The sequence below is a fragment of the Inquilinus limosus DSM 16000 genome (genome assembly GCF_000423185.1).
GTDB classification, from domain to species: Bacteria; Pseudomonadota; Alphaproteobacteria; order DSM-16000; family Inquilinaceae; genus Inquilinus; species Inquilinus limosus.
Genome location: NZ_AUHM01000006.1, coordinates 92,777 through 113,040, shown reverse-complemented (window position 1 = coordinate 113,040; position 20,264 = coordinate 92,777). Strand labels below are relative to the sequence as shown.

Sequence of the window (20,264 nt, the reverse complement as noted above, 5' to 3'; positions counted from 1 at the left end):
CCGCTTCTCAGCCCTTGACGGCGCCGGAGAGCGCGCCCTGGACGAGGTAGCGTTGGAACAGGAAGGCGACGAGCACCGGCGGGGCGATCGACAGCACGCTGGCAGCGAACATCGGCCCGTATTCGTAAAAGCGCGCCTGGCTGAGGAAGCCCGACAGCACCACCGGGATGGTCTGGGAATTCGGCGTAGAGGTCAGGATCAGCGCGAACAGGAACTCGTTCCAGCTGACCAGGAAGCAGAAGATCGCGGCGGCGATGATGCCCGGCCGGGCCACCGGCAGCAGGATCTTCCACAGCATCTTCAGCCGCGAGCAGCCGTCGATCAGCGCCGCCCGGTCGAGGCTGGCCGGGATGCCCTCGAAATAGCTCTTCATCATCCAGGCGCTGAGCGGCAGCAGGATGCTGCTGTAGGCGATGACCAGCCCGATGCGGGTGTCGATCAGTCCCAGGGTGCGGAAGATGACGAAGAAGGGCAGCACCAGCGTCAGCGCCGGCGTCATCCGGGTCAGCAGCAGGCCCCACAGGCTGATCTTGAAGAAGCGCGCCTTGCCGTGCCGGGCGAAGGCGTAGCCGGCCAGAGTGCCCAGGGCGACGCTGATCGCCACCACGACGACGCCGACGACGAAGCTGTTCAGCAGCGACAGCGGCACCCGCTTGGCCTGGACGCTGGTCTCGTTGCCGCTCGCCAGCTCCGGCGCCAGCACCGCGGTGAAGTTGTGCAGGGTGAAGCCGCTGGGGACGACCGTTGGCGGCATGCGGATCAGGTCCGAGGCCGGGGTCAGGCTCATCAGCACCAGGGCGATGACCGGCAGGGCCGACCACAGGAAGATCAGCAGCGCGGCGAGAGCGAAGCCGAAGCGGGCGAGGGCGGCCTCGACCGGCCGGGGCAGCCGCGCCCGCGGCCGGTGGGGCGGCAGCGTCACCATGGCGTGACGCCGCCCGCCGACGGCCCGCCCATCATCGGAGCCAGCGTCGGCTGCGGCCGCCGCCCGGCGGCGCTGCCGCGGCCCGAGCACCAGGAAGTAGAGGATCGCCAGCACGAAGCTGAGGATGGTCAGGTCGTAGAGGATCGCCGCCCCTTCCCCGAACTTCAGGAATTGGAAGGAAGTGAGGTAGCCGAGCCAGGCGAAGACCGTGGTGGCCGCCCCCGGCCCGCCCCGGGTCATGATCCACAGGATGTCGAAGGCCATCAGCGAGTTGATCGTCGCGATGATGGCGATGAACAGCAGGTTGGGCTTCAGCCAGGGCAGCGTGATGGCGAAGAAGCGGGCGACCGGCCCGGCGCCGTCCAGCATCGCCGCCTTGTGCAGGTTCCGCGGCATCGACTGCAGCCCGGCCAGCAGCAAGAGGGCCGTCAGCGGCGCCTGGTTCCAGACCTGGGTCAGGGCGACGAGGTTGAGCGCGCGGAACCCGTCGCCCAGCCAGGGCGTGACCAGGAAGCCGAGGCCGAGATCGGTCAGCAGCCCGTTCAGCGTGCCGTAGTCGCCGGCGTAGACGAAGGACCAGAGCACGCCGACCGAGACCGGCGCCATGGCCCAGGGCACCAGCATGACGCTGCGCAGGAAGCCGCGCCCGGCGAAGCGCTCGTTCAGGACGAGGGCCATGCCCATGCCGATCAGCGTGGTGCCGATCACCGAGAAGGCGGCGAAATAGGCGGTCCGGCCCAGCGCCGCCCAGAACTCGGCGTTGCCGAGCATGCCGGCATAGTTGTCGAGCCCGACGAAGATCCAGCGCTTGGTGATCGGGTTGGTGCGATGGAGGCTAAGATAGAGGCTGTAGGCCAGCGGCAGGGCGACGACGGCGATCACGATCGCCAGCGTCGGCGCCACCGCGCCATAGGCGAAGCCCGGGATCCGGCCGACGCGGCGGCGCGGACGGTCCATGGCGGGTGCTCGCGGGATGGTGATCGACACCGGGCCGCCCCTCCGACGAATGGCTCGCGAAGGACGATCGCGGCACGGCCGCGATCGCCGTTCCTGCTGGCTACTGGTACTGCTGCTTCAGCTCGGCCACCTTCTGGCCGAGCTCGTCGACGATCTGGTCGGTCGACATGCTGCCGCGGATGTATTCCTGCACCCGCTGCATCATGAACAGGTCCCATTCCGGGAACCAGATCTGCTTGGCGATGTCGCGGGAGGTGGCGATCTCGAGCTGCTTGTTGGTGACGTCGAGGTCGCGCCACTTGCCGAAGCTGGCGACGACTTCGGGATCCGTCATCACCTCCTTGTAGGCGGAGCCGAGACCGAATTCGAGCGCCCAGCGCTTGATCACATGGTACTGGCCGTCCTTGGACTTGCCGCCGAAGAAGCGCAGCAGGTTCCAGGTGCGGTCGACGTCGGTCGGCTGCGCCCCCATCATGTAGACGGCGGTCCAGGCGAAAGTCGACTTGGTCTTGCCCGGCATCAGGGCGTTCCTGACCTTGCCGGCGGCCTTGGAGAGCTTGGGATCGTTGGCGACCTTCTGGTCGTAATCGTGCAGCACCATGAAGGTGTGGCGGCCGGTGGCGTAGCTGGGCACGCCTTCATTCGGCAGCGTCATGATGTCGGCCGCCACCAGCTGCTCCTTGTACAGCGCCTGGTGCGTCTCCAGCACCTTGCGCAGCGCGGCGTCGTCGACGAAGTCGCCGGCCTCGTTGAAGACGGGCGCGCCTTCCGCGTACCAGCAGGCGAAGATGCTCCAGGACAGCTCCGGCCATTTCTGGCCCCAGGCGCTGTTGTAGGGCGCGTCCGAGATGCCGTCCTTCTTCAGCTTGCGGCAGGCGTCCAGCAGCGAATCCCAGCTGTCGGGCACCGCGAGGCCGGCCTTCTGCAGATGCTCCTCGTTGTAGATGAAGGCGTTGTGCCCGGCGTAGTAGGGCAGCCCCGCCAGCTTGCCGTCGGGCAGCGACATCGACTTGACGCTGACCGGGAACATGCCGGCCTTCATCTCGTCCACGCCGTCCAGCCCTTCGAGGTCCCGTGTCCACTCCGCCGCGCACCAGCGGGCGATGTGATCCTCCTCGGCATACAGCATGTCGATGCGCTGGCCGCCGGTCAGCTTGGTCTCGACCACCGGGTGGTAGTCGCCGGTCACCAGCTCGTAGTTGACGTTCTCGTCGTACAGCGACTTGAAGGTGTTGACGTTCGCCTCGACGATCTGCGGCTGGAACTGCCAGCCGATGAAGCTGAGCGGCGTGGCCGGCGCGGCGCGGGCCCATCGGCCGCCCAGCCCCGCGAAGGCGGCGCCCGACCCCAGGGCGGCGCCCTGCAGCAGACGACGGCGGGACACCAGATAACGACCCAGCAGATCCTTATCCATTCGCCTCTCCTGTGATTTTTTCGGGCTTGCTTCCAACCGGCATGGATGGTGGCCGGGACGGGCTCGCTCCATTGGTATGTTTGTTATATTTCCAAACAAACTTGCCGTCAACGCGGAAGGCGTGCCACAGAGCGTGCATCCGGAGGCGGCGCGAGGAGGATCGTTCCGCACCACGCGCCACCGCCGGTAGACTGTCGCAAGGCCGGGCCCTGCCCGGCTCGTGGGAAGAGTAGGTGATGTCGACTGGAAAGATGTCAGGCCGGGTGATGGACGGCGCCGCCGGCGAGGACACCCCGCCATCACGCGGAACGCCGGCCGGGGCGGCAAAGCCGCGGCCCCCTTCCCTGTTGTCCCCGGCCAAGATGGGCGACGTGAACCGCAGGCGCCTGCTGCAGTCGCTGTTCGATCTCGGGCCGACCAGCCGCGCCGACCTGGCCCGCCACATCGGCGTCAACCGCGCCACCATCACCGGCATCGTCCAGCCGCTGATCGACGACGGCATCCTGGTGGAGGGCGAGCCCGCCTCGCCCGGCGGCGCCGGCGGCAAGCCGGCCCGGCCGCTGCAGTTCTCGCGCGACGCGCCGCAGATCGGGGCGGTGGCGCTGAGCCACGGCTCGGTCCGTACCGCGCTGGTGTCCTGGACCGGCGAGATCACGGCGGTCGAGCGCGCGGAATTCCCCACCGACGACGGCGACCCCGGCCACGCGGTCGCGGCCGTCGCCGGAAGCCTGTCGCGCACGCTCTCGGCCGCCAGGCAGCCGCCGCTCGGCATCGGGGTTGCCGCGGCCGGCATGATCGACCGCGACCGCGGCGTCATCGTCAAGGTCAACCTGGCGCCGGTCCTGTCCGGCCTGAGCCTGGGCGCGATGCTGGAGGAGCGGACCGGCCTGCCGGTCTATCTCGACCATCATCCGCGGGCGCTGCTGCTGGCCGACCGCTGGTTCGGCATCGGCCGCAGCCTGCGGACCTTCGCGGTGCTGTTCCTGTCCGACGTGATCGGCGGCGCGCTTCAGTTGGATGGACACCTGCAGAGCGGGCCGGCCGGCGCCGGCGGCGAGCTGGGCCACACCTTCGTCCAGATCGACGGCGAGATCTGCGCCTGCGGCCGCCGCGGCTGCTGGGAGACGGTCGCGACCATCGGCTGGCTGCGGCGCCAGGCGCGGGCCGCCGGCCTGCCCGGGGCCGAGGAGATGACCCCCGCCCTGCTGGCCGGGCAGGCCGATGCGGGGTCCGAAGCGGCGGAGCGCCTGCTGGACCTCTATGCCCGCAACATCGCGGTCGGCATCGCCAACCTGCAGCAGACGCTGGCGCCCAACCACTTCGTGCTGCATGGCGAGGTGGTCGAGGCCGGGGAGCGGCTGCGGGCCGCGATCGAGGCGCATGTCGGCCTGCTGGTGCCGCCCCGTCCCGGCAGCGATCCCCGCGTCCTGCTGACCGACCAGAGAGGGTTCGCCACGCTGCGGGGGGCCGCTGGGATCGTCCTGTCGCGCCGGCTGCAGTTCCAGCTGTAGCGCTTGTGGCCGGCCCGTGCGCTTCCGGGGAGGACCTGCTGGTCCATGCATCACTCGGACCGGGGGGCGCCATAATGAGACGTTCACCAGCATGCCGTGATCGCCTCTCGGCGCTTTTGCGGAAGACTCGGTACATCGTCACCTCCCCGGGGCGACCGGCCAGGCGCCGCGCCGGATGGGGCCTCGCCGACGCTCGGCGCCGAAAGCGGTTCCGGCCCTGGGCCATTTGCCTCGCCGAAACGCGAAATTAAGCATCGCGGCTGCAGCATGCCCCCCCGAGGGGCCAAGACGGATCGGACGCCATGAATGTTGCCCGCCTTCTCGCCCGGCGCGAGCAGCAGCGCCTCGATGACGTCCAGCGCACCGCCGTTGCGGTCGAGCGCCAGCTGGACGAGCTCGAGCGGCAGGATCGCGCCGACATGGCCGAATCCAGCCGGCAATTTACCCTTGCCGACGAGCACGGGCTGCGGCAGATGCCGGCCTATCTGGCTGGGCTGCGCGCCCGCCGGGCCGACCGGGCGAGAGAGCGGCTGGCACTGCAGGAGCAGCTGGAGCAGTTGCGGCGACGGGTGCTGCTGCATCACCGCGAGGCCGAGAAGTTCGCGACGGTCGACGCCGCAGCGCGGGAGCGGACGCGCAAGGCCCGCGCCGTGAAGGCGGAGGCCGCGCTTTCCGACCTTGCCACGCTGGGCTTCGCCGTCCGCCGCCGGGCCGATCGCGGCTGAGACCGGGGAGCCTGTGGGAGAGTTAGGCAGGGCCCTCGCCCGCCAGCGCCCCGGCGAGCCGGTCCTGCCCTTCCCCGGGCGGCGTCCGGTCCTCCCGCTCCTGGGCCAGGAACCGCTCCAGTGCGGGCAGGATCCGGATCGCTTCGTCGACATCGGGGTCGGAGCCGGCGACATAGGCGCCGATGCGGATCATCTCCGCCACCCCCTCATGCACCGCCAGGAGCTGCCGGGCCCGGGCGGACAGGGCCAGCGCCTCCGGCGTCAGCGCCCGGTCGACGGCGCGCGACAGGCTGCGCAGCACGTCGATCGCCGGGAAGCGGCCGGCCTGGGCGATCCGGCGCGACAGCACGATATGGCCGTCGAGGATGCCGCGCACGGTGTCGGAGACCGGCTCGTCGTGATCGTCGCCCTCGACCAGCACGGTGAACAGCGCGGTGATGTCGCCCTGCAGCCCGCCGCCGGTGCCGGCGCGTTCCAGGAGGCGCGGCAGCTCGCCGAAGACCGAGGGCGGGTAGCCGCGCGTGGTCGGCGGCTCCCCGGCCAGAAGGCCGATCTCGCGCAGCGCGGTGGCGTAGCGGGTCAGCGAATCCATCAGCAGCAGCACGTCGAGGCCGCGGTCGCGCAGATCCTCGGCCACGGTCATGGCCAGATGGGCGGCGTCGCGGCGCAGGAGGGCGCTCTCGTCCGAGGTCGCGACCACCACCACCGACCGCGCCAGCCCCTCCGGCCCCAGCCCCTCCTCGATGAACTCGTTCACCTCGCGCCCGCGCTCGCCGACGAGGCCGATCACGATGGCGTCGGCCTCGGCACCGCGCGCCAGCATCGACAGCAGGGTCGACTTGCCGACGCCGGCGGCGGCGAAAATGCCCATGCGCTGGCCGCGGCACAGCGGGGTAAAGGCGTCGATCGCCCGCACCCCGGTCCCGACCCGCGGGCCGAGCCGCCGTCGGGCGGTGGCGAGCGGCGGCTTGCCGCGCAGCGGGCGCGGCGCATCGCCGGCCGGGATCGGGCCGCGGCCGTCGATCGGCTCGCCCAGCCCGTTCACCACCCGGCCGAGCCAGGCCGGCGACGGGCGGATCAGCGCGTCGGCCCGGCGCAGCTCGACCGGGTGGCCGGGCGCCACGCCGGCCGGATCGTCCATCGCCATCAGCACCGTCCGCCCCTCGCGGAAGCCGATCACCTCGCAGCGGATCTCGCGCTCCGGCGCCCCGCCGCCCCCGGCCAGCACCGTACAGCGGTCGGCCAGGGCGATGCGGCGGCCGAGGCCGCCGGCCTCGATCGTCATGCCCGCCGCGGCGGCGACATGGCCGCGCAGCACCGGCCCCGGCAGCGCCGCGATCTCGGCCGCGGCCCGGCGCAGCAACGACGCAGCCTGGATGCGGTCCGCCATCGCGAATTCCTTCAATCCTTATTGAATCCAGCGATTGAATCCTTTAGTGAAAATTCCGCCGGACATAAATCCATTAATGTCCGAGAGAAAATTACCTAGAATCCGAGGTATCGGCGGAATGGACATCAAGGCGATCGGGGTGGTCGGCCTCGCCGACAGCCGCATGACCTATCTGGCCGAGCGCCAGAAGGCGGTGGCGCAGAACGTCGCCAACGCCGACCAGCCGGGCTACCGTGCCAAGGATCTGCCGCCCTTCGCCGAGATGCTGAGCGGGGCGCAGTCCCGCCTCGCCCTCGCCGCCACCCGGCCGGCGCATCTGGCCGGCACCCGGCCGGGCGGGCCGCTGGCGCCGCGGCCGGTCGAGACCTGGGCCGCCGACCCCAACGGCAATTCGGTCAATCTCGAGGAGCAGATGGTGCTGTCCGGCGAGATCCGTGACGCCTACGGCCTGGCCGCCGGCGTCTATCAGCGCAGCATGGGGCTGTTCCGCATCGCCACCGGGCAGCAGTGACCCGGTCAACGACAGGAGCCGAGGCATGGATCCGCTGAGCGCGGCGATGAAGGTCGGGGCCTCCGGCCTGCGGGCGCAGAGCCTGCGGCTGCGGGTGGTGGCCGAGAACGTCGCCAATGCCGAGACCACCGCGACCCAACCGGGCGGCGACCCGTATCGCCGCAAGACTGTGACCTTCGCCTCGACGCTCGACCGCGCCAGCGGGGCCGAGCTGGTGGAGGTCCGGCGGGTCAGGACCGATCAGAGCGCTTTCCCGATGTCCTACGACCCCGGCCATCCCGCCGCGGATGCCGCCGGCTACGTCAAGCTGCCCAACGTCAACACGGTGATCGAGATGGCCGACATGCGGGAAGCCTCGCGCAGCTACGAGGCCAATCTCTCTGTGATCGAGCAGGCGCGGACCATGCTGTCCCGCACCGTCGACATGCTGCGCGGCTGACATCATGGCCCTGCCGCCCCTGCTCCTGCAGCCGGTCGCCCCGGCCGGCGCCACCGCCGCCCCCCTGTCCACCGCGGCGCCGTCCAGCGCTCCCGTCGGCCCGGCCGCGACCAGCTTCGGCGAGGTGCTGAAGGATGCCGCCGCTTCGACCATGGACAGCCTGCGCGGGGCCGAGTTGGCATCCCTCGCCGGGCTGCGCGGCGAGGTGCCGGCGCAGCAGGTGGTGAACGCGGTGCTGGAGGCCGAGACCACGCTGCGCACCGTGGTCGCGGTCCGTGATCGCGCCATCGCCGCCTACAACGAGATCATGCGCATGGCGATTTGACCGGGCGCCGGCATGAACGAAGCCGACATCATCCAGGTGCTGCGCGACGGGCTGTGGACCTCGATCCTGGTGGCCGGGCCGGCGCTGGCGGTGGCGCTGGTGGTCAGCCTCGGCATCGCCCTGTTCCAGGCCCTGACCCAGGTGCAGGAGATGACGCTGACCTTCGTGCCCAAGGTCGTCGCCATCATCGCCACCGTCATGCTCGCCCTGCCGCTCATGTTCCAGCTCCTGACCGGGCTGATGGAGCGGATGACCGACATCATCGTCCGGCTGTGATGGGGCTGCAGGAGATTGACCCCGTCCAAAACAAGCCCCCCCTCCCCTTGCGGGAGGGGGGCAGGGGGAGGGGTCTGCGCGCGTCCGCGCGCGATGAGGCGAGGACCGAACCTTTCCTCGCCGAACGCCTTGATCATGATTCCGCGCCAGCGGCGAAAACCCCCTCCCCCTATCCTCCCGCAGGGGGAGGGGGGACTCCAAAGAGAAGCACCGTAAGGGCGGTAGCCATCGTCCTCGCCTGCTTGATCCCGGTCCTTCCCGCCCTCGCCGCCCCCGGCGCGATCGGCGGCAGTTGGGTGACGCCGGGGGCGAGCGGCCCGGCCGCCGATGCCGCGATCTGCGCCCGCGAGATCATGCGCCAGGCGCCGGGATCGGGCGTCGACGCCGCCATGGCGCTGTCGGTCGGGCTGACCGAATCCGGCCGCCGGGTCGAGGATGGCCGCGTCGTCATCTGGCCCTGGACCGTCAATGCCGAGGGCGAGGGCCGGCGCTTCGACAGCAAGGCCGAGGCGGTGGAATGGGTGCGCCGGGCCCTCGCCGCCGGCATGCGCTCGATCGACGTCGGCTGCATGCAGGTCAATCTGCGCTGGCATCCCGACGCCTTCGACTCCCTGGAGGCGGCCTTCGACCCGAAGGCCAATGTCGCCTACGCGCTCGGCCATCTCGGCGAGCTGTCGCGGCAATACGGCCCCCGGCTCGGCGTCGGGCGCTATCACTCCGCAACCGCCGAATACCAGGAGCGCTACCTGGCCCGGATCGACCACAATCTCGGCTATGTCGAGGAGATGCGCCGCCGGGTGCAGACGGCGCCGCCGGGGATCGAGCCCGGCGGCTGGGGCGAGGCGGTGCTGGGCGGCATCGCCTTCACCCGCGGCCTGATCGCCGACACGGCACCGCAGCCGCTGCTGCCGACGGGATTCGTCGAATGAGTTCGTCTTCGCGGACCGCCCGGCCCCGGGTGGCCGGGGTGAACGGCAACAGCGCCCTGGCGCGGCTGTCCCTCGCCGGCGCCTTCGGCGCCCGGCACCGCGACATCCTGTTCGCGATGGGCATCGCCGCGATCCTGTCGGTGCTGCTGCTGCCACTGCCGGTGGTGGTGCTGGACATCAGCCTCGCCTTCTCTTTCGCGATCTCGGTGCTGATCCTGATGGTGGCGCTGTGGATCGGCCGCGCTTCCGACTTCTCCTCCTTCCCGACCGTCCTCCTGGTCGTCACCCTGATGCGGCTGGCGCTGAACGTCGCCACCACCCGGCTGATCCTGTCGCACGGGCATGAGGGGCCGGGCGCCGCCGGCCATGTAATCCAGGGCTTCTCCGGCTTCATCATGTCGGGGAACTTCGTGATCGGGGTGATCCTGTTCGCGATCCTGGTGGTGGTGAACTACATCGTCATCACCAAGGGCTCGACCCGCATCGCCGAGGTCGGGGCGCGCTTCACCCTGGACGCCATCCCCGGCAAGCAGATGGCGATCGACGCCGACCTTTCGGCCGGGATGATCGACGAGAAGGAGGCCCGCCGGCGCCGCCAGGAGCTGGAGGACGAGAGCTCCTTCTACGGCGCCATGGACGGTGCCTCGAAATTCGTCCGCGGCGATGCCGTGGCTGGCCTCATCATCGTCTTCATCAATCTGGTCGGCGGCATCGTCATCGGCACGCTGCAGCGGGGCATGCCGATCGGCGAGGCAATCACCACCTTCGCCACCCTGACCGTGGGCGACGGCCTCGTCAGCCAGATCCCGGCGCTGCTGGTCTCGCTGGCCGCCGGCCTCGTCATCTCCAAGGGCAGCAACCGCGGCCCGACCGAGCAGGTGGTGCTGTCGCAGCTCGGCGCCTATCCCAAGGCGCTGCTGGTCGCCGCCGGGCTGCTGCTGCTGCTGGCCGTCGCCCCCGGCCTGCCGGCCTTCCCCTTCCTGGTCCTGGTCGCGATCTTCGGCGGCCTGGCCTGGATCATGCCGCGGGTCATGGCCCGGCGGGCGGAGGAGGCGCGCCGGGCCGAGGCCGCGGCGGCGGATCCGCCGAAGACCGCCGAGCAGACGGTGCAGATCCTGCTGCGGCTCGACGAGCTGCGGCTTGAGATCGGCGTCGCCCTGGTGTCGATGGTCGGGATGTCGGACGACCTGGCGGAGAAGCTGAAGACGCTGCGCGGCCGCTTCGCCGGCGAGTACGGCTTCGTGCTGCCCTCGATCCGGATCAAGGATTCGGCCGATCTCGGCAACACCGCCTACCGCCTGCTGGTGCATGGCGAGGAGGTGGCGCGCGGCGAGGTGCGGCTGGCCAGCCGGCTGGTGCTGGCGCCGGGCGGATCCGTGGCGCTGCCGGGCGTGCCGACCAAGGACCCGACCTTCGGCCTGCCCGCCCTGTGGGTCGACGCCGGCCTGGCCGAGGAGGCGGAGGCGCTGGGCTGCACCGTGGTCTCGCCGGAGGGCGTGATCGTCACCCATGTCGCCGAGGCGGTGAAGGACAACTTCTCCGCCCTCCTGACCTATGCCGCGGCGGAGCGGCTGATCGACGGCATCGACCCGGAATACGCCAGGCTGGTGAAGGAGCTGGTGCCGACGCAGCTGCCGATGATGACGATCGTGCGGGTGCTGCAGTCGCTGCTGGCCGAGCGGGTGTCGATCCGCAACCTGCCGGCGATCCTGGAGGCGATCGCCGAGGCCGTGGCCTGGACCCGCAGCGCGCCGATGCTGGTCGAACATGTGCGGATGCGCCTGGCCGGCCAGATCTGCCGGTCTTTGACCGACGCCGACGGCTATCTTTCCGTCATCACCATGTCGGCCGACCGCGAGCGGGAGCTGGCCCAGGCGGTGATGGTGGAGGGCGAGGAGCGCCGCTTCGCCCTGGCGCCCGACCGGGTGCAGGGCTTCCTGGCCGAGCTGCGCGGCAAGATCCAGGCCCATGCCGGCCGCGATCCCCTGCCCGCCGTGCTGGTCAATCCGGATGCCCGGCCTTTCGTCCGCTCGCTGCTGGAACGGATCAGCCCGGCGACCGCGGTGATCAGTCACAACGAGATCGCCCGCCGGACGATGCTGCGCACGGTGGATGTGGTGTAGCGGGATGAAGCAGAGCCATCACCGCCTTCCGCGTTGCCTCTCCCGCGGGGCGGGAGAGGTCGGACGTCCGCCAGGACGTCCGGGTGAGGGCCGGCACAGACCTCGACGAACTCCCCTCACCCGGTCTCGCTGCGCGAGCCCGACCTCTCCCGCAAGCGGGAGAGGCAACCGGAAATGACCATCGACGGCTTCGCCCTGGCCGGGCTGGTCACGCCCTGGGTCTATGGCGCCCTCCTGGTGTTCTGCCGGATCGGCGCCGCCTTCATGCTGATGCCGGGGCTGGGCGAGGCGCAGGTGCCGGTGCGCGCCCGGTTGGTCGTCGCGCTGGCGGTCTCCCTGGCGCTCACCCCCGCCGTCGACGGCGTTCCCCTACCCGTCCCGGCCGATGCCGTGACCATCCTGGCCCATGTCTTCGGCAACATCCTGGCCGGCGCCCTGCTCGGCGTCGGCGCCCGGCTGCTGCTGTCCGCCCTGCATGTCGCGGCCCAGGCGGCGGCGCAGCAGATGGGGCTGTCCAATCCCTTCACCGCGGCGGTGCCGGGCTTCGAGGGCGCCTCGGCCCTCTCCGCCTTCTTCGTCATGTGCGGCGTCGCCGTGACCTTCGCCGCCGACCTGCACCACCTGCTGATCCAGGCGCTGGCCGGGTCGTTCCGCCTGGTGCCGGTCGACGGCATCCCCGACGGCGGGCTGCAGGCGCAAGTCGTGATCCGCGCCGCCGGCCAGGCGATGCGCCTCGCCGTGCAGTTCGCCGCGCCGTTCCTGGTGATCGGCCTCGTCGCCAATGTCGGCCTCGGCATCACCAACCGGATGATGCCGGCCCTGCCGGTGTTCTTCGTGTTCTCGCCGCTCCTGATCGGCGCCGGGCTGGTGCTGGCCTTCCTGGTCGCCGGCGCCGTGATGGCCCTCTATGCCGACGCCGTCGGCCTGTGGCTGCGGGACGGCGGGATGCCGCCCTGATGGCCGAGGAGGCGCAGGACAAGGACCAGAAGACCCACGACGCCACCGACCGCAAGCTGGAGCAGGCGCGCGAGAAGGGCAACGTGCCGCGGTCGCGCGAGGTCTCGACCTTCCTGATGCTGCTGACCCTGCTGGTGCTGGCCTGGATGGTGTTCCCGGCGGTCGGCGGCGCCTTCGTCCAGGCCGTCCTGCCCTTCATCGAGAGCCCGGATCTGATCCCGCTGGCGACGGCCGAGGACGCCTTCCACGCCGCCGCCGCCGTCATCCGCGCCATGGGGCTGGCGCTGGCGGCCGGGGTGGCGCTGCTGGTCGTCGGCGCCGCCGCCAGCGCCTTCCTGCAGGGCGAGGTGGTGGTCGCGCCCGACCGGCTGTCGCCGAAGCCGGAGCGGCTGAGCCCGCTCAAGGGCATCGGCCGGATGGTCTCCCGCAACGGGCTGGTCGAATTCGCCAAGGGCATCCTCAAGACCTCCGTCGTGCTGCTGGTCACGGCGCTGTTCCTGCGGCCGAGCTTCGAGCAGGCGGAATGGCTGGTCTCGGTGCCGGTCGAGGGCATGCTGGGTGCGATCCGATCGCTGGTCATCGGCCTCGTCGCCGTGCTGGTGCCGGTCGCGGGGCTGGTCGCCGTCGGCGACCGGCTGTACCAGTCCTGGGAGTGGCGGCGCGGCCAGCGCATGACCCTGCGCGAGGTGAAGGACGAGCTGCGCAGCACCGAGGGCGACCCGCAGGTCAAGGCCCGGCGGCGCGAGATCGGCCGCAGCCGCGCGCGCCGCCGGATGATGGCTCAGGTGCCCTTCGCCAGCGTCGTGCTGGTCAACCCGACGCATTATGCCGTGGCGCTGCGCTATGAGCGCGGCCGCGACGACGCCCCGGTCTGCGTCGCCAAAGGGCAGGACCGGATCGCGCTGAAGATCCGCGAGATCGCCCGCGAGAAGGGCGTGCCGGTGATCGAGAACCCGCCGCTGGCGCGGGCGCTGCATGCGGCGGTCGCGGTCGACCAGCCGATCCCGGAGGAGCACTACAAGGCGGTGGCCGAGATCATCAGCGTCATCCTCGGCCTGCGCCGGCCGGGCCCGGCCGTCCCCTCGTCCACGAGCCTGATCGGCCGGCCCGGGAGCGGCCGCTCCGCAGGGTGATCTAGGACGGCGGCAGCTGATGCCGCTCCAGGATCAGGCGGGTGACCTCCTGCGCCTTGAGCGGCGTCATCGCCCCCAGGATCGGCGCCGAGCGCCGCTCCGGCATCTGGTCGAGGATGGACACCACCGTGGCCGGCTCCATCTCGTCCATGATCCTGGCGGCGTCGCGCGCCCGCATCGCCGCATAGGTCGCGCCCATCCGCTTCAGATCGGCCGCCAGAAGGCCCGACTGCTGCGCCAGCTGGCCCTCGATCTCGCGCTTCAGCACGGCCAGCCGGTCGACCTCGTGCCGCACCCGGGCCTCGGCCACGGCCAGCAGCGCCTCGCGCTCGTCGAGCTTCGCCCGCAGTTGCTCCAGGTCCCGCCGCTCGGCATCGATCGCCGCCAGCAGCTCGGAGGGGGTCGGATCGGCCGCTGCCGGCTGCGCCGGAGGAGAAGCCGGCGCGTCCTGGCCGCCCGCCGTCGCCACTGCGACCGGGACGCTCAGGACCGCCATGACGGCGATGGCGCCAAGGGCACGCATCAGGAGCCACCGCCTTCGGGCACGGCGGGAGAGGCCGAATCGGCCTGCTCGATCCGCAGGGCGCGGACGCCGCGGCTGTGGCCGATCGTGCCGTGAAGGAGAGCGCGGCCGCCGGCGACCAGCCGGGCCCGGTCGGCGTCGCCGGCCGGCAGCGGGATCATGTCTCCCGGCTTCCAGGACAGGATCTCGGCGGGGGTCGCCGTCACCTCGCCGAAGACTGCCAGCGCCGGCAGCTCGACCCCGTTCAGCGCCTCCCGGAAGCCGGCGGCCCAGACGGCATCGGCGTCGCCGCGGCGCCGACGCGACCAGGCATCGCGCAGCGCGGTCAGCGACGGCACCGGCAGCACCACCCGCAACGAGCCCGACCGTCCCCCGGCCTGCACCGGCACGGCGATCTCCACCGCCGTCGCAGTGCCCGGCGCGACCGCGGCGAGCCGCGGATCGGTCTCGACCCGCTCGATCTCGAACACGGCTTCGGAGAGCGGCGCCAGGGCCTGGGCCAGGGCCGAGAGAGCCGACGTCATCACCTCTCGCAGCAGCCGCTGCTCGATGGGCGTCGGCGGGCGCCGCGGCGCCGACGCCGCCGGTTCCGCCGCCCCGCCCAGCAGCCGCTCGATCAGCGCGCCGGCCAGCGCAGCATCGAGCAGGAGGAGGATCCGGCCGGCCCAGTCGCGGGCGCGCACGACGCCGGCCAGCGCATCCTCCGCGGCCAGAATCTCGGCCAAGGGCGCCGACCGCACCGAAGCCGGAGCGGTCTCGATCGTCCCGGCCCCCAGCCCGCGCAGCGCGGCGCCCAGGTGGAAGGCGAAGCGCTCCGCCGCCGAGTCCAGCGCCGGCAGCCCGCCTTCCGCCGCCGCCCGGATCATGACGCGGATCGCCGCGGCCTGGGTGGTCGTCGCGGTCATTGCAGCACGAGATCCTGGATCAGCACCTCGGCCACCGCGTCGTCCCCGGCCAGCGCCCGGGCCCGGCGCAGCAGGTCGCCGCGCATCCGGTAGACGCCGATCGAACCGCGCAGATCCGACTCGCCGAGCTGCCGACAGTACTCGAGAAAGGAATCGCGGATCCTGTCCAGCTCGCCGCGCACGGCCGGCTCCGCTGCCGCCGGGACCACCAGCGCCACCGAGGTGCGGATCAGCCGTGCCTTCGAGCCGGGGGCGAGATTGGTCAGGATCTCCGGCACCGGCACCACCGCCCGGCCCGGCTCGGGTGCGGTTTCTGCGCGAGAACCGACGAAGGGCAGCGCCCCGAGCGCCCAGGCGCCGAGAATCGGCGTGGCGAAGCCGAGGGCGAAGGCGACGCCGACGGCAATGGCGAACGGGCGCCAGCGGCGGCGTGCCGACGCGGCATTCGGATCGGCCGACCTATCCTTCATATCCTTCGCCAACGAATCCTCCGGCTGCCAGCCGACCGCAACCCTCTTCTATGAATTCATCAGGTAACAGATCGCTTTTGTCTTGTCATCTTGATGCATCCGGTGGATTCATCCCTGGCCATGCTTAACGGCCGCCGTCCCGTCGCGGGCGTTCCGGCGTGGCATCCTGACCTGCGGCTGGTGGGCCTGTTTTCGTGAAAGCCTTGCTCGACAACCTCAAAGCGCTGGGGCCGCGGAGGCTGGCGATTCTCGGCGGTGTCGGCCTGCTGGTCCTGGCCGCGATCGGCTGGCTGGCCTGGGAGGCGTCCCGGCCGAAGATGGCGATCCTCTATTCCGGCATCGCCCCCGCCGAGGCCGGGCAGATCGTCTCCCAGCTCGAGGCGATGGGAATCACCGTCGGCACCAGCTTCGACGGCAGCACGATCCAGGTCCCGGCGCCCGATGTCGCCCGCGCCCGCATGGCGCTGGCCGAGAAGGGCCTGCCCTCCGCCTCCGGCGTCGGCTACGAGCTGTTCGACGCCGACAACGGCCTCGGCCTCACCAGCTTCATGCAGCAGATGAACCGGCTGCGGGCCATGGAGGGCGAGCTCGGCCGCACCATCGCCACCTTGTCCGGCGTCGAATCCGCACGGGTGCATCTGGTGCTGCCGGAGCGTGAGGCCTTCGCCCGCACCGCTCCGACCCCGACCGCCGCCGTGGTCGTGCGCATGCGCGGCGGCTTCGGGCTGGACCGGCAGCAGGCCCGCGCGATCCGGCACCTGGTCGCGGCCGCCGTGCCGAACCTGAAGCCGGCCGACGTCACCCTGCTCGACGCCGCCGGCGAGGTGCTGCTGACCGAAGGCGACGACGGCCCGGGCCAGCCCTCCTCCGAGGGGCTGAAGGCTTCGCTCGAGACCCGGCTGGCCAAGGCGGTGGAGGACCTGCTGGTGCCGCGCTTCGGCCGCGGCAATGTCCGCGTCACCGTCGCCGCCGACCTCGACATGAGCCATGAGGTGGTTCGGACCGAGCGCTTCGACCCCGACGGCCAGGTGCCGCGCTCGACCCAGACGGTGGAGGAACGGCAGAGCAGCAGCGACGGCACCGGCGACCTGCCCACCACGGTGCAGCAGAACCTGCCGGACGCGCAGATCCCGGGCGCGCCGCAGCCGCCGGGATCGAACACCACCTCCCAGTCCCAGCGCACCGAGGAGACGGTCAACTACGAGATCAGCGCCGAGCGCCGCGAGAAGGTGCGGGAGGCCGGCGAGCTGCGCCGCCTGTCGGTCGCCGTACTCGTCAACGGCCGGCGCGAGCCGGACGCCGACGGCACCAGCCGCTACGTCCCGCGCAGCCAGGAGGAGCTCGACGCGGTCACCGCCCTGGTCCGCACCGCCGTCGGCGCCAGCCAGGACCGCGGCGACGTGGTCACGGTGCAGAACCTGGAGTTCGCCGACCTGATGCCGGCCGGCGCCGACGAGGATTCCGGCTTCTTCGCCGGCCCATGGGCCGGCCTCCTGGGCACGCTGGTGCAATGGCTCGCCGTGCTGGGCATCGCCGCGCTGGTCGTGCTCTATCTGCTGCGGCCGCTGCTCGAGCGGCTGACCGCGCCCCCGCCCGCGCCGGCGGAGCCGCCCCTGGCCTCGGCCGAGACCGCGGAGCCCACCGCGACCGCCGAGGCGGCTGCGGATGAGGGTTCGCCCTTCCGGCTCGACTTCGGCGACCGCGAGGAGGCGATCCGCGCCCTGGCCGACGCCTTCGAGGATTATCCGGATGAGGCCGCTGCCATTCTGCGCAGCCTGATCCGCGAGGACGCCCCGGCGTGAGCCCGCGGCGCCTGACCTGGGACCAGGGCTTCGATGCAGGCCCGGACGCCCCCGCCCCCTCCCCCGTGGAGGAGGCGGCGGAACGCCGCCTGCACCAAGCCTGGGAGGACGGCTATGCCGCCGGGCGCGCCGCGGGCCGGGCCGACGCGGCCGCCGCGGAGGAGGCCCGCTGCGCCGAGGCCCTGGAGCGGCTGCTGCAGGCGATCGGCCATGAGGCCGAAGGCCTGCGCTCCACGCTGGACGACGTCGCCGCCGCCGGCGCCCGGGCGGTCGTCCAGGCCCTGCAGGCGCTGCTGCCGGCCTTCTCCCCGCGCTTCGCCGCGATCCAGGCCGAGAGCCTGATCGAGGAGGCGATCCTGGCCGCGGCCGGCAAGCCGACGCTCCTGATCGCCGCCGCGCCCGATCTGCATCCCATCCTGGCCCGGCGCCTCGCCGACCGGGCCGCGCCGGCCACGCCGGCCATCACCGTCGATGCCGATGAGGGCCTCGCCCCCGGCACTGTGACCGCGCGCTGGGACGGCGGCGGCGCGCATTGGAGCGCCGCCGGGACGGCCCGGCGGATCGAGGCGGTGCTCGACCGATTGCTGAAGGACCTGGACCATGACCGAGCCGACTGACACCGCCGCGGCGGACGCCCCGGGCGAGCACGCGATCTACGGCGTGCCCTTGACCGTCCAGGTGGTCCTGGGCCGCGCCGTGCTGCGGCTGGACGAGCTGATGAAGCTGGGCCGCGGCGGCGTGGTCGAGCTCGACCGCCGGGTCAGCGATCCGGTCGAGATCATGGTCAACGGCCGGGTGATCGCCCGCGGCGAGATCATGGTCTTCGACGAGACCGGCCAGCTCGCCGTCACCCTCTCCGAGATCGTCCGCCACCCGGCGGAGTGAGGCGACGGCGATGTCCTTCAGGTCGGGCCGGTTGTGGCTTCTCCTCCTCGTCCCCGGCCTGCTCCTGCTCCCGGGCGTCGCCGCCGCGCAGAGCCTGACCATCGATCTCGGTCCGCAGGGCGCCAGCCTGTCCGGCCGGGTGATCCAGCTGGTGGCGCTGATCGCGGTGCTGTCGGTCGCGCCCGGCCTCCTGATCATGGCCACCTGCTTCACCCGGCTCGTGGTGGTGCTCTCGCTGGTGCGCTCGGCCCTCGGGCTGCAGCAGACGCCGCCGAACATGGTGCTGGTCAGCCTGGCGATGTTCCTGACCTACTTCATCATGCAGCCGGTGTTCGAGCAGGCCTGGGACGAGGGCTTGAGGCCGCTGATCGACCAGGAGATCTCCGAGGAGGAGGCGTTCGACCGCACCGTCGACCCGTTCCGCGGCTTCATGGAGGCCAATGTCCGCGACAAGGACCTGGCCTTCTTCCGCGACCTGGAAGGCAAGTCGGCGCGCGCTGTCCCCGGGCCCGCCGATGCCGCCCCGGCCGGGGCGGAGGACCGCCCCAGCCTGCGCGCCCTGGTGCCGGCCTTCATGCTCAGCGAGCTGCGCCGCGCCTTCGAGATCGGCTTCCTGCTGTTCATCCCCTTCCTGGTGATCGACATCGTCGTCTCCGCCATCCTGATGTCGATGGGCATGATGATGCTGCCGCCGGTGATGATCAGCCTGCCGCTCAAGCTCGTCTTCTTCATCCTGGTCGACGGCTGGCACCTGATCGCCAGCTCGCTCGTCCGCTCCTATCTCGGCTGACACGCATGACCACCGCCACCGCGAAATCCGCCCCCTTCGCCCTCTCCGGCGTCCAGCGCGCCGCCGTCCTGATCCTCGCCCTGGGCGAGGAGCGCGGCGGCAAGGTGCTGGCGTCGCTGGACGAGGAGGATCTGCCGGTCGTCACCCGCGCCATGGCGGAGATGGGCCGGGTGCCGCCCGAGACGGTGACCCGCGCGATCCAGGATTTCCTCGGCCGGCTGGCCCGCGGCGATACCGTGGCCGGCGGCCTGTCCGCCGCGGCCCGGATGCTGGGCCGGTTCCTGCCGGAGGACCGGGTGGCGCAGATCCTCGACGAGATCCGCGGCCCGGCCGGACGCACCACCTGGGACAAGCTGTCCAACGTCAGCGAGAAGTCGCTGGTCGACTACCTCTCGGCGGAGCAGCCGCAGACCGTCGCCGTGATCCTGTCGAAGCTGCGCCCCGACTATGCCGCCAAGGTGGTGGCGGCGCTGGCCCCTGCCCTGCGCCTGGCGGCGATCGAACGGATGATCGCGCTGAAGGCGGTGCCGCGCGAGGTGCTGGCCCAGATCGAGGAGACGCTGCAGGGCGAGTTCATGTCCGGCTTCGGCGCCGGCGGGGCGCGGCGCGCCGACCCGCCGCGGATCCTGGCCGAGATCTTCAACCGCACCCCGTCCGATCTGCTGGACGAGCTGATGGCGGCGCTGGAGCCGCGCTTCGGCGCCGAGCTGGATCGGATCCGGTCGCTGATGTTCACCTTCGAGGATCTGGCGCGGCTGGACGCCCGCGCCCTGGAGGCCGTGATCCGCGCCGCCGACAGCCGCCTGCTGCCGGTGGCGCTGAAGGCCGCCTCGCCGGGGCTGCAGGAGGCCTTCCTCGGGGCGCTCAGCGAGCGCGGCGCCGCCATCCTGCGCGACGAGATCGCGACCCTGGCCAATATCCGCCTGCGCGACGCCCAGGCGGCGCAGGCCGAGATCCTGGAGGTCGCCAAGCGTCTGGCCGAGGACGGAGCGATCGTCATCCCCGAGGCCGGCGAGGACGACCGGGTGATCCCGTAGCCGCAGCTCGGGTACGCGGCACGCGAACCCGAGCTGCGGCTCGATCGGCCGCTTCCGGAGCTCGCTAGGACCTTCGCGCCGTCCACCAGGCGCCCACGATGAAGCCCGCATTGAGCGCCAGCCAAACGATCCCGGCGAGGATGGTCCAATGCACCACCGATCAGCCCTCCACGAGGGCCGGATCGAGGCCGGCCGGCTCCCGGTCCATGAAGGCTCTCGTCGACGCTCGCGGCACGC

The 20,264-nt window shown here is 71.6% G+C and carries 21 protein-coding genes; 15 read left to right on the top strand and 6 right to left on the bottom strand.

Annotated features, from left to right (window positions below; all coding sequences use genetic code 11):
• Positions 1–7: 7 nt before the first annotated feature.
• Together G537_RS0109725 and G537_RS0109720 are read right to left on the bottom strand one after the other, a co-directional pair.
• A complete protein-coding gene (locus G537_RS0109725; protein WP_026869955.1) occupies positions 8–1,882 on the bottom strand; it encodes an ABC transporter permease in 1,875 nt (624 codons plus the stop codon).
• A 100-nt stretch (positions 1,883–1,982) separates the two neighbouring features.
• The gene (locus G537_RS0109720) at positions 1,983–3,296 is read right to left on the bottom strand and encodes an ABC transporter substrate-binding protein (RefSeq protein WP_026869954.1); all 1,314 of its coding nucleotides are present in this window, start codon (positions 3,294–3,296) and stop codon (positions 1,983–1,985) included.
• A 371-nt stretch (positions 3,297–3,667) separates the two neighbouring features.
• On the opposite strand from G537_RS0109720, the gene G537_RS0109715 reads away from it, so the two are divergent.
• Positions 3,668–4,807: an ROK family transcriptional regulator gene (locus G537_RS0109715; protein WP_211230342.1), complete on the top strand. Its 1,140-nt coding sequence runs from the start codon at positions 3,668–3,670 to the stop codon at positions 4,805–4,807.
• A 302-nt stretch (positions 4,808–5,109) separates the two neighbouring features.
• Complete coding sequence (locus G537_RS0109710) at positions 5,110–5,532, top strand: hypothetical protein (RefSeq protein ID WP_026869952.1); 423 nt, start codon at positions 5,110–5,112, stop codon at positions 5,530–5,532.
• A 22-nt stretch (positions 5,533–5,554) separates the two neighbouring features.
• On the opposite strand, the gene G537_RS0109705 is transcribed toward G537_RS0109710, so the two are convergent.
• Complete coding sequence (locus G537_RS0109705) at positions 5,555–6,922, bottom strand: FliI/YscN family ATPase (RefSeq protein WP_026869951.1); 1,368 nt, start codon at positions 6,920–6,922, stop codon at positions 5,555–5,557.
• Between the two features lie 118 nt (positions 6,923–7,040).
• On the opposite strand from G537_RS0109705, the gene G537_RS0109700 reads away from it, so the two are divergent.
• The 8 genes from G537_RS0109700 to G537_RS37220 all read left to right on the top strand — a co-directional run bounded on the left by G537_RS0109700 (position 7,041) and on the right by G537_RS37220 (position 13,615).
• Positions 7,041–7,433, top strand: coding sequence for a hypothetical protein (locus G537_RS0109700; RefSeq protein ID WP_026869950.1), 393 nt, complete (start codon positions 7,041–7,043; stop codon positions 7,431–7,433).
• A 25-nt stretch (positions 7,434–7,458) separates the two neighbouring features.
• Positions 7,459–7,872, top strand: a complete 414-nt coding sequence (gene flgC / locus G537_RS0109695; protein ID WP_026869949.1) for a flagellar basal body rod protein FlgC — start codon at positions 7,459–7,461, stop codon at positions 7,870–7,872.
• A gap of 4 nt (positions 7,873–7,876) precedes the next feature.
• A complete protein-coding gene (gene fliE, locus G537_RS0109690; RefSeq protein ID WP_051248254.1) occupies positions 7,877–8,197 on the top strand; it encodes a flagellar hook-basal body complex protein FliE in 321 nt (106 codons plus the stop codon).
• Between the two features lie 12 nt (positions 8,198–8,209).
• Positions 8,210–8,473: a flagellar biosynthetic protein FliQ gene (locus G537_RS0109685; RefSeq protein WP_026869947.1), complete on the top strand. Its 264-nt coding sequence runs from the start codon at positions 8,210–8,212 to the stop codon at positions 8,471–8,473.
• A 242-nt stretch (positions 8,474–8,715) separates the two neighbouring features.
• Entirely contained in the window at positions 8,716–9,402 is a 687-nt protein-coding gene (locus tag G537_RS37225) for a lysozyme family protein (protein WP_051248253.1), read from the top strand.
• Positions 9,399–11,525 carry a flagellar biosynthesis protein FlhA gene (flhA, locus tag G537_RS0109675; RefSeq protein ID WP_081688714.1) on the top strand — a complete coding sequence of 709 codons (2,127 nt, stop codon included), beginning with the start codon at positions 9,399–9,401 and terminating at the stop codon, positions 11,523–11,525. The genes G537_RS37225 and flhA overlap by 4 nt, the downstream gene beginning before the upstream one ends.
• Positions 11,526–11,699: 174 nt before the next feature.
• The gene (locus G537_RS0109670; protein WP_051248252.1) at positions 11,700–12,482 is read left to right on the top strand and encodes a flagellar biosynthetic protein FliR; all 783 of its coding nucleotides are present in this window, start codon (positions 11,700–11,702) and stop codon (positions 12,480–12,482) included.
• The gene (locus tag G537_RS37220; RefSeq protein ID WP_051248251.1) at positions 12,482–13,615 is read left to right on the top strand and encodes an EscU/YscU/HrcU family type III secretion system export apparatus switch protein; all 1,134 of its coding nucleotides are present in this window, start codon (positions 12,482–12,484) and stop codon (positions 13,613–13,615) included. Before G537_RS0109670 ends, G537_RS37220 begins: the two co-directional genes overlap by 1 nt.
• A gap of 1 nt (position 13,616) precedes the next feature.
• Here G537_RS37220 and G537_RS37215 read toward each other — a convergent pair whose 3' ends face one another.
• The 3 genes from G537_RS37215 to G537_RS41985 are packed head-to-tail and all read right to left on the bottom strand — an operon-like array spanning position 13,617 to position 15,513.
• A complete protein-coding gene (locus G537_RS37215) occupies positions 13,617–14,138 on the bottom strand; it encodes a MotE family protein (protein WP_051248250.1) in 522 nt (173 codons plus the stop codon).
• Positions 14,138–15,043, bottom strand: coding sequence for a FliM/FliN family flagellar motor switch protein (locus G537_RS0109655; protein ID WP_026869944.1), 906 nt, complete (start codon positions 15,041–15,043; stop codon positions 14,138–14,140). Before G537_RS0109655 ends, G537_RS37215 begins: the two co-directional genes overlap by 1 nt.
• The gene (locus G537_RS41985) at positions 15,040–15,513 is read right to left on the bottom strand and encodes a flagellar basal body-associated FliL family protein (RefSeq protein WP_051248249.1); all 474 of its coding nucleotides are present in this window, start codon (positions 15,511–15,513) and stop codon (positions 15,040–15,042) included. The genes G537_RS0109655 and G537_RS41985 overlap by 4 nt, the downstream gene beginning before the upstream one ends.
• Before the next feature lie 194 nt (positions 15,514–15,707).
• Between G537_RS41985 and fliF the strand changes: the two genes are divergently transcribed.
• Genes fliF through G537_RS0109625 form a run of 5 tightly spaced genes read left to right on the top strand, consistent with a single transcriptional unit; the run spans position 15,708 to position 20,027 of the window.
• Positions 15,708–17,315, top strand: coding sequence for a flagellar basal-body MS-ring/collar protein FliF (fliF, locus tag G537_RS0109645; protein WP_026869943.1), 1,608 nt, complete (start codon positions 15,708–15,710; stop codon positions 17,313–17,315).
• Positions 17,312–17,932 (top strand): hypothetical protein, encoded by a 621-nt coding sequence (locus tag G537_RS0109640; protein WP_026869942.1) that lies wholly within the window; start codon positions 17,312–17,314, stop codon positions 17,930–17,932. The genes fliF and G537_RS0109640 overlap by 4 nt, the downstream gene beginning before the upstream one ends.
• Positions 17,916–18,200, top strand: coding sequence for a flagellar motor switch protein FliN (gene fliN, locus G537_RS37205; RefSeq protein ID WP_051248248.1), 285 nt, complete (start codon positions 17,916–17,918; stop codon positions 18,198–18,200). Before G537_RS0109640 ends, fliN begins: the two co-directional genes overlap by 17 nt.
• A 10-nt stretch (positions 18,201–18,210) precedes the next feature.
• On the top strand, positions 18,211–18,990 hold the full coding sequence (fliP, locus tag G537_RS0109630; protein WP_026869941.1) for a flagellar type III secretion system pore protein FliP: 780 nt from the start codon (positions 18,211–18,213) through the stop codon (positions 18,988–18,990).
• A 5-nt stretch (positions 18,991–18,995) separates the two neighbouring features.
• Positions 18,996–20,027 carry a flagellar motor switch protein FliG gene (locus G537_RS0109625; RefSeq protein WP_026869940.1) on the top strand — a complete coding sequence of 344 codons (1,032 nt, stop codon included), beginning with the start codon at positions 18,996–18,998 and terminating at the stop codon, positions 20,025–20,027.
• Positions 20,028–20,264 lie beyond the last annotated feature (237 nt).

Coding starts and splice junctions, on each gene's coding strand:
- G537_RS41985 (WP_051248249.1), bottom strand. CDS start 15,513: ATGAAGGATAGGTCGGCCGATCCGAATGCCGCGTCGGCACGCCGCCGC.
- G537_RS0109685 (WP_026869947.1), top strand. CDS start 8,210: ATGAACGAAGCCGACATCATCCAGGTGCTGCGCGACGGGCTGTGGACC.
- G537_RS0109655 (WP_026869944.1), bottom strand. CDS start 15,043: ATGACCGCGACGACCACCCAGGCCGCGGCGATCCGCGTCATGATCCGG.
- G537_RS0109725 (WP_026869955.1), bottom strand. CDS start 1,882: ATGGACCGTCCGCGCCGCCGCGTCGGCCGGATCCCGGGCTTCGCCTAT.
- G537_RS0109705 (WP_026869951.1), bottom strand. CDS start 6,922: ATGGCGGACCGCATCCAGGCTGCGTCGTTGCTGCGCCGGGCCGCGGCC.
- G537_RS37215 (WP_051248250.1), bottom strand. CDS start 14,138: ATGCGTGCCCTTGGCGCCATCGCCGTCATGGCGGTCCTGAGCGTCCCG.
- G537_RS0109710 (WP_026869952.1), top strand. CDS start 5,110: ATGAATGTTGCCCGCCTTCTCGCCCGGCGCGAGCAGCAGCGCCTCGAT.
- G537_RS0109625 (WP_026869940.1), top strand. CDS start 18,996: ATGACCACCGCCACCGCGAAATCCGCCCCCTTCGCCCTCTCCGGCGTC.
- fliN (WP_051248248.1), top strand. CDS start 17,916: ATGACCGAGCCGACTGACACCGCCGCGGCGGACGCCCCGGGCGAGCAC.
- fliP (WP_026869941.1), top strand. CDS start 18,211: ATGTCCTTCAGGTCGGGCCGGTTGTGGCTTCTCCTCCTCGTCCCCGGC.
- G537_RS0109720 (WP_026869954.1), bottom strand. CDS start 3,296: ATGGATAAGGATCTGCTGGGTCGTTATCTGGTGTCCCGCCGTCGTCTG.
- G537_RS0109700 (WP_026869950.1), top strand. CDS start 7,041: ATGGACATCAAGGCGATCGGGGTGGTCGGCCTCGCCGACAGCCGCATG.
- G537_RS0109670 (WP_051248252.1), top strand. CDS start 11,700: ATGACCATCGACGGCTTCGCCCTGGCCGGGCTGGTCACGCCCTGGGTC.
- flgC (WP_026869949.1), top strand. CDS start 7,459: ATGGATCCGCTGAGCGCGGCGATGAAGGTCGGGGCCTCCGGCCTGCGG.
- flhA (WP_081688714.1), top strand. CDS start 9,399: ATGAGTTCGTCTTCGCGGACCGCCCGGCCCCGGGTGGCCGGGGTGAAC.
- G537_RS37220 (WP_051248251.1), top strand. CDS start 12,482: ATGGCCGAGGAGGCGCAGGACAAGGACCAGAAGACCCACGACGCCACC.
- fliE (WP_051248254.1), top strand. CDS start 7,877: ATGGCCCTGCCGCCCCTGCTCCTGCAGCCGGTCGCCCCGGCCGGCGCC.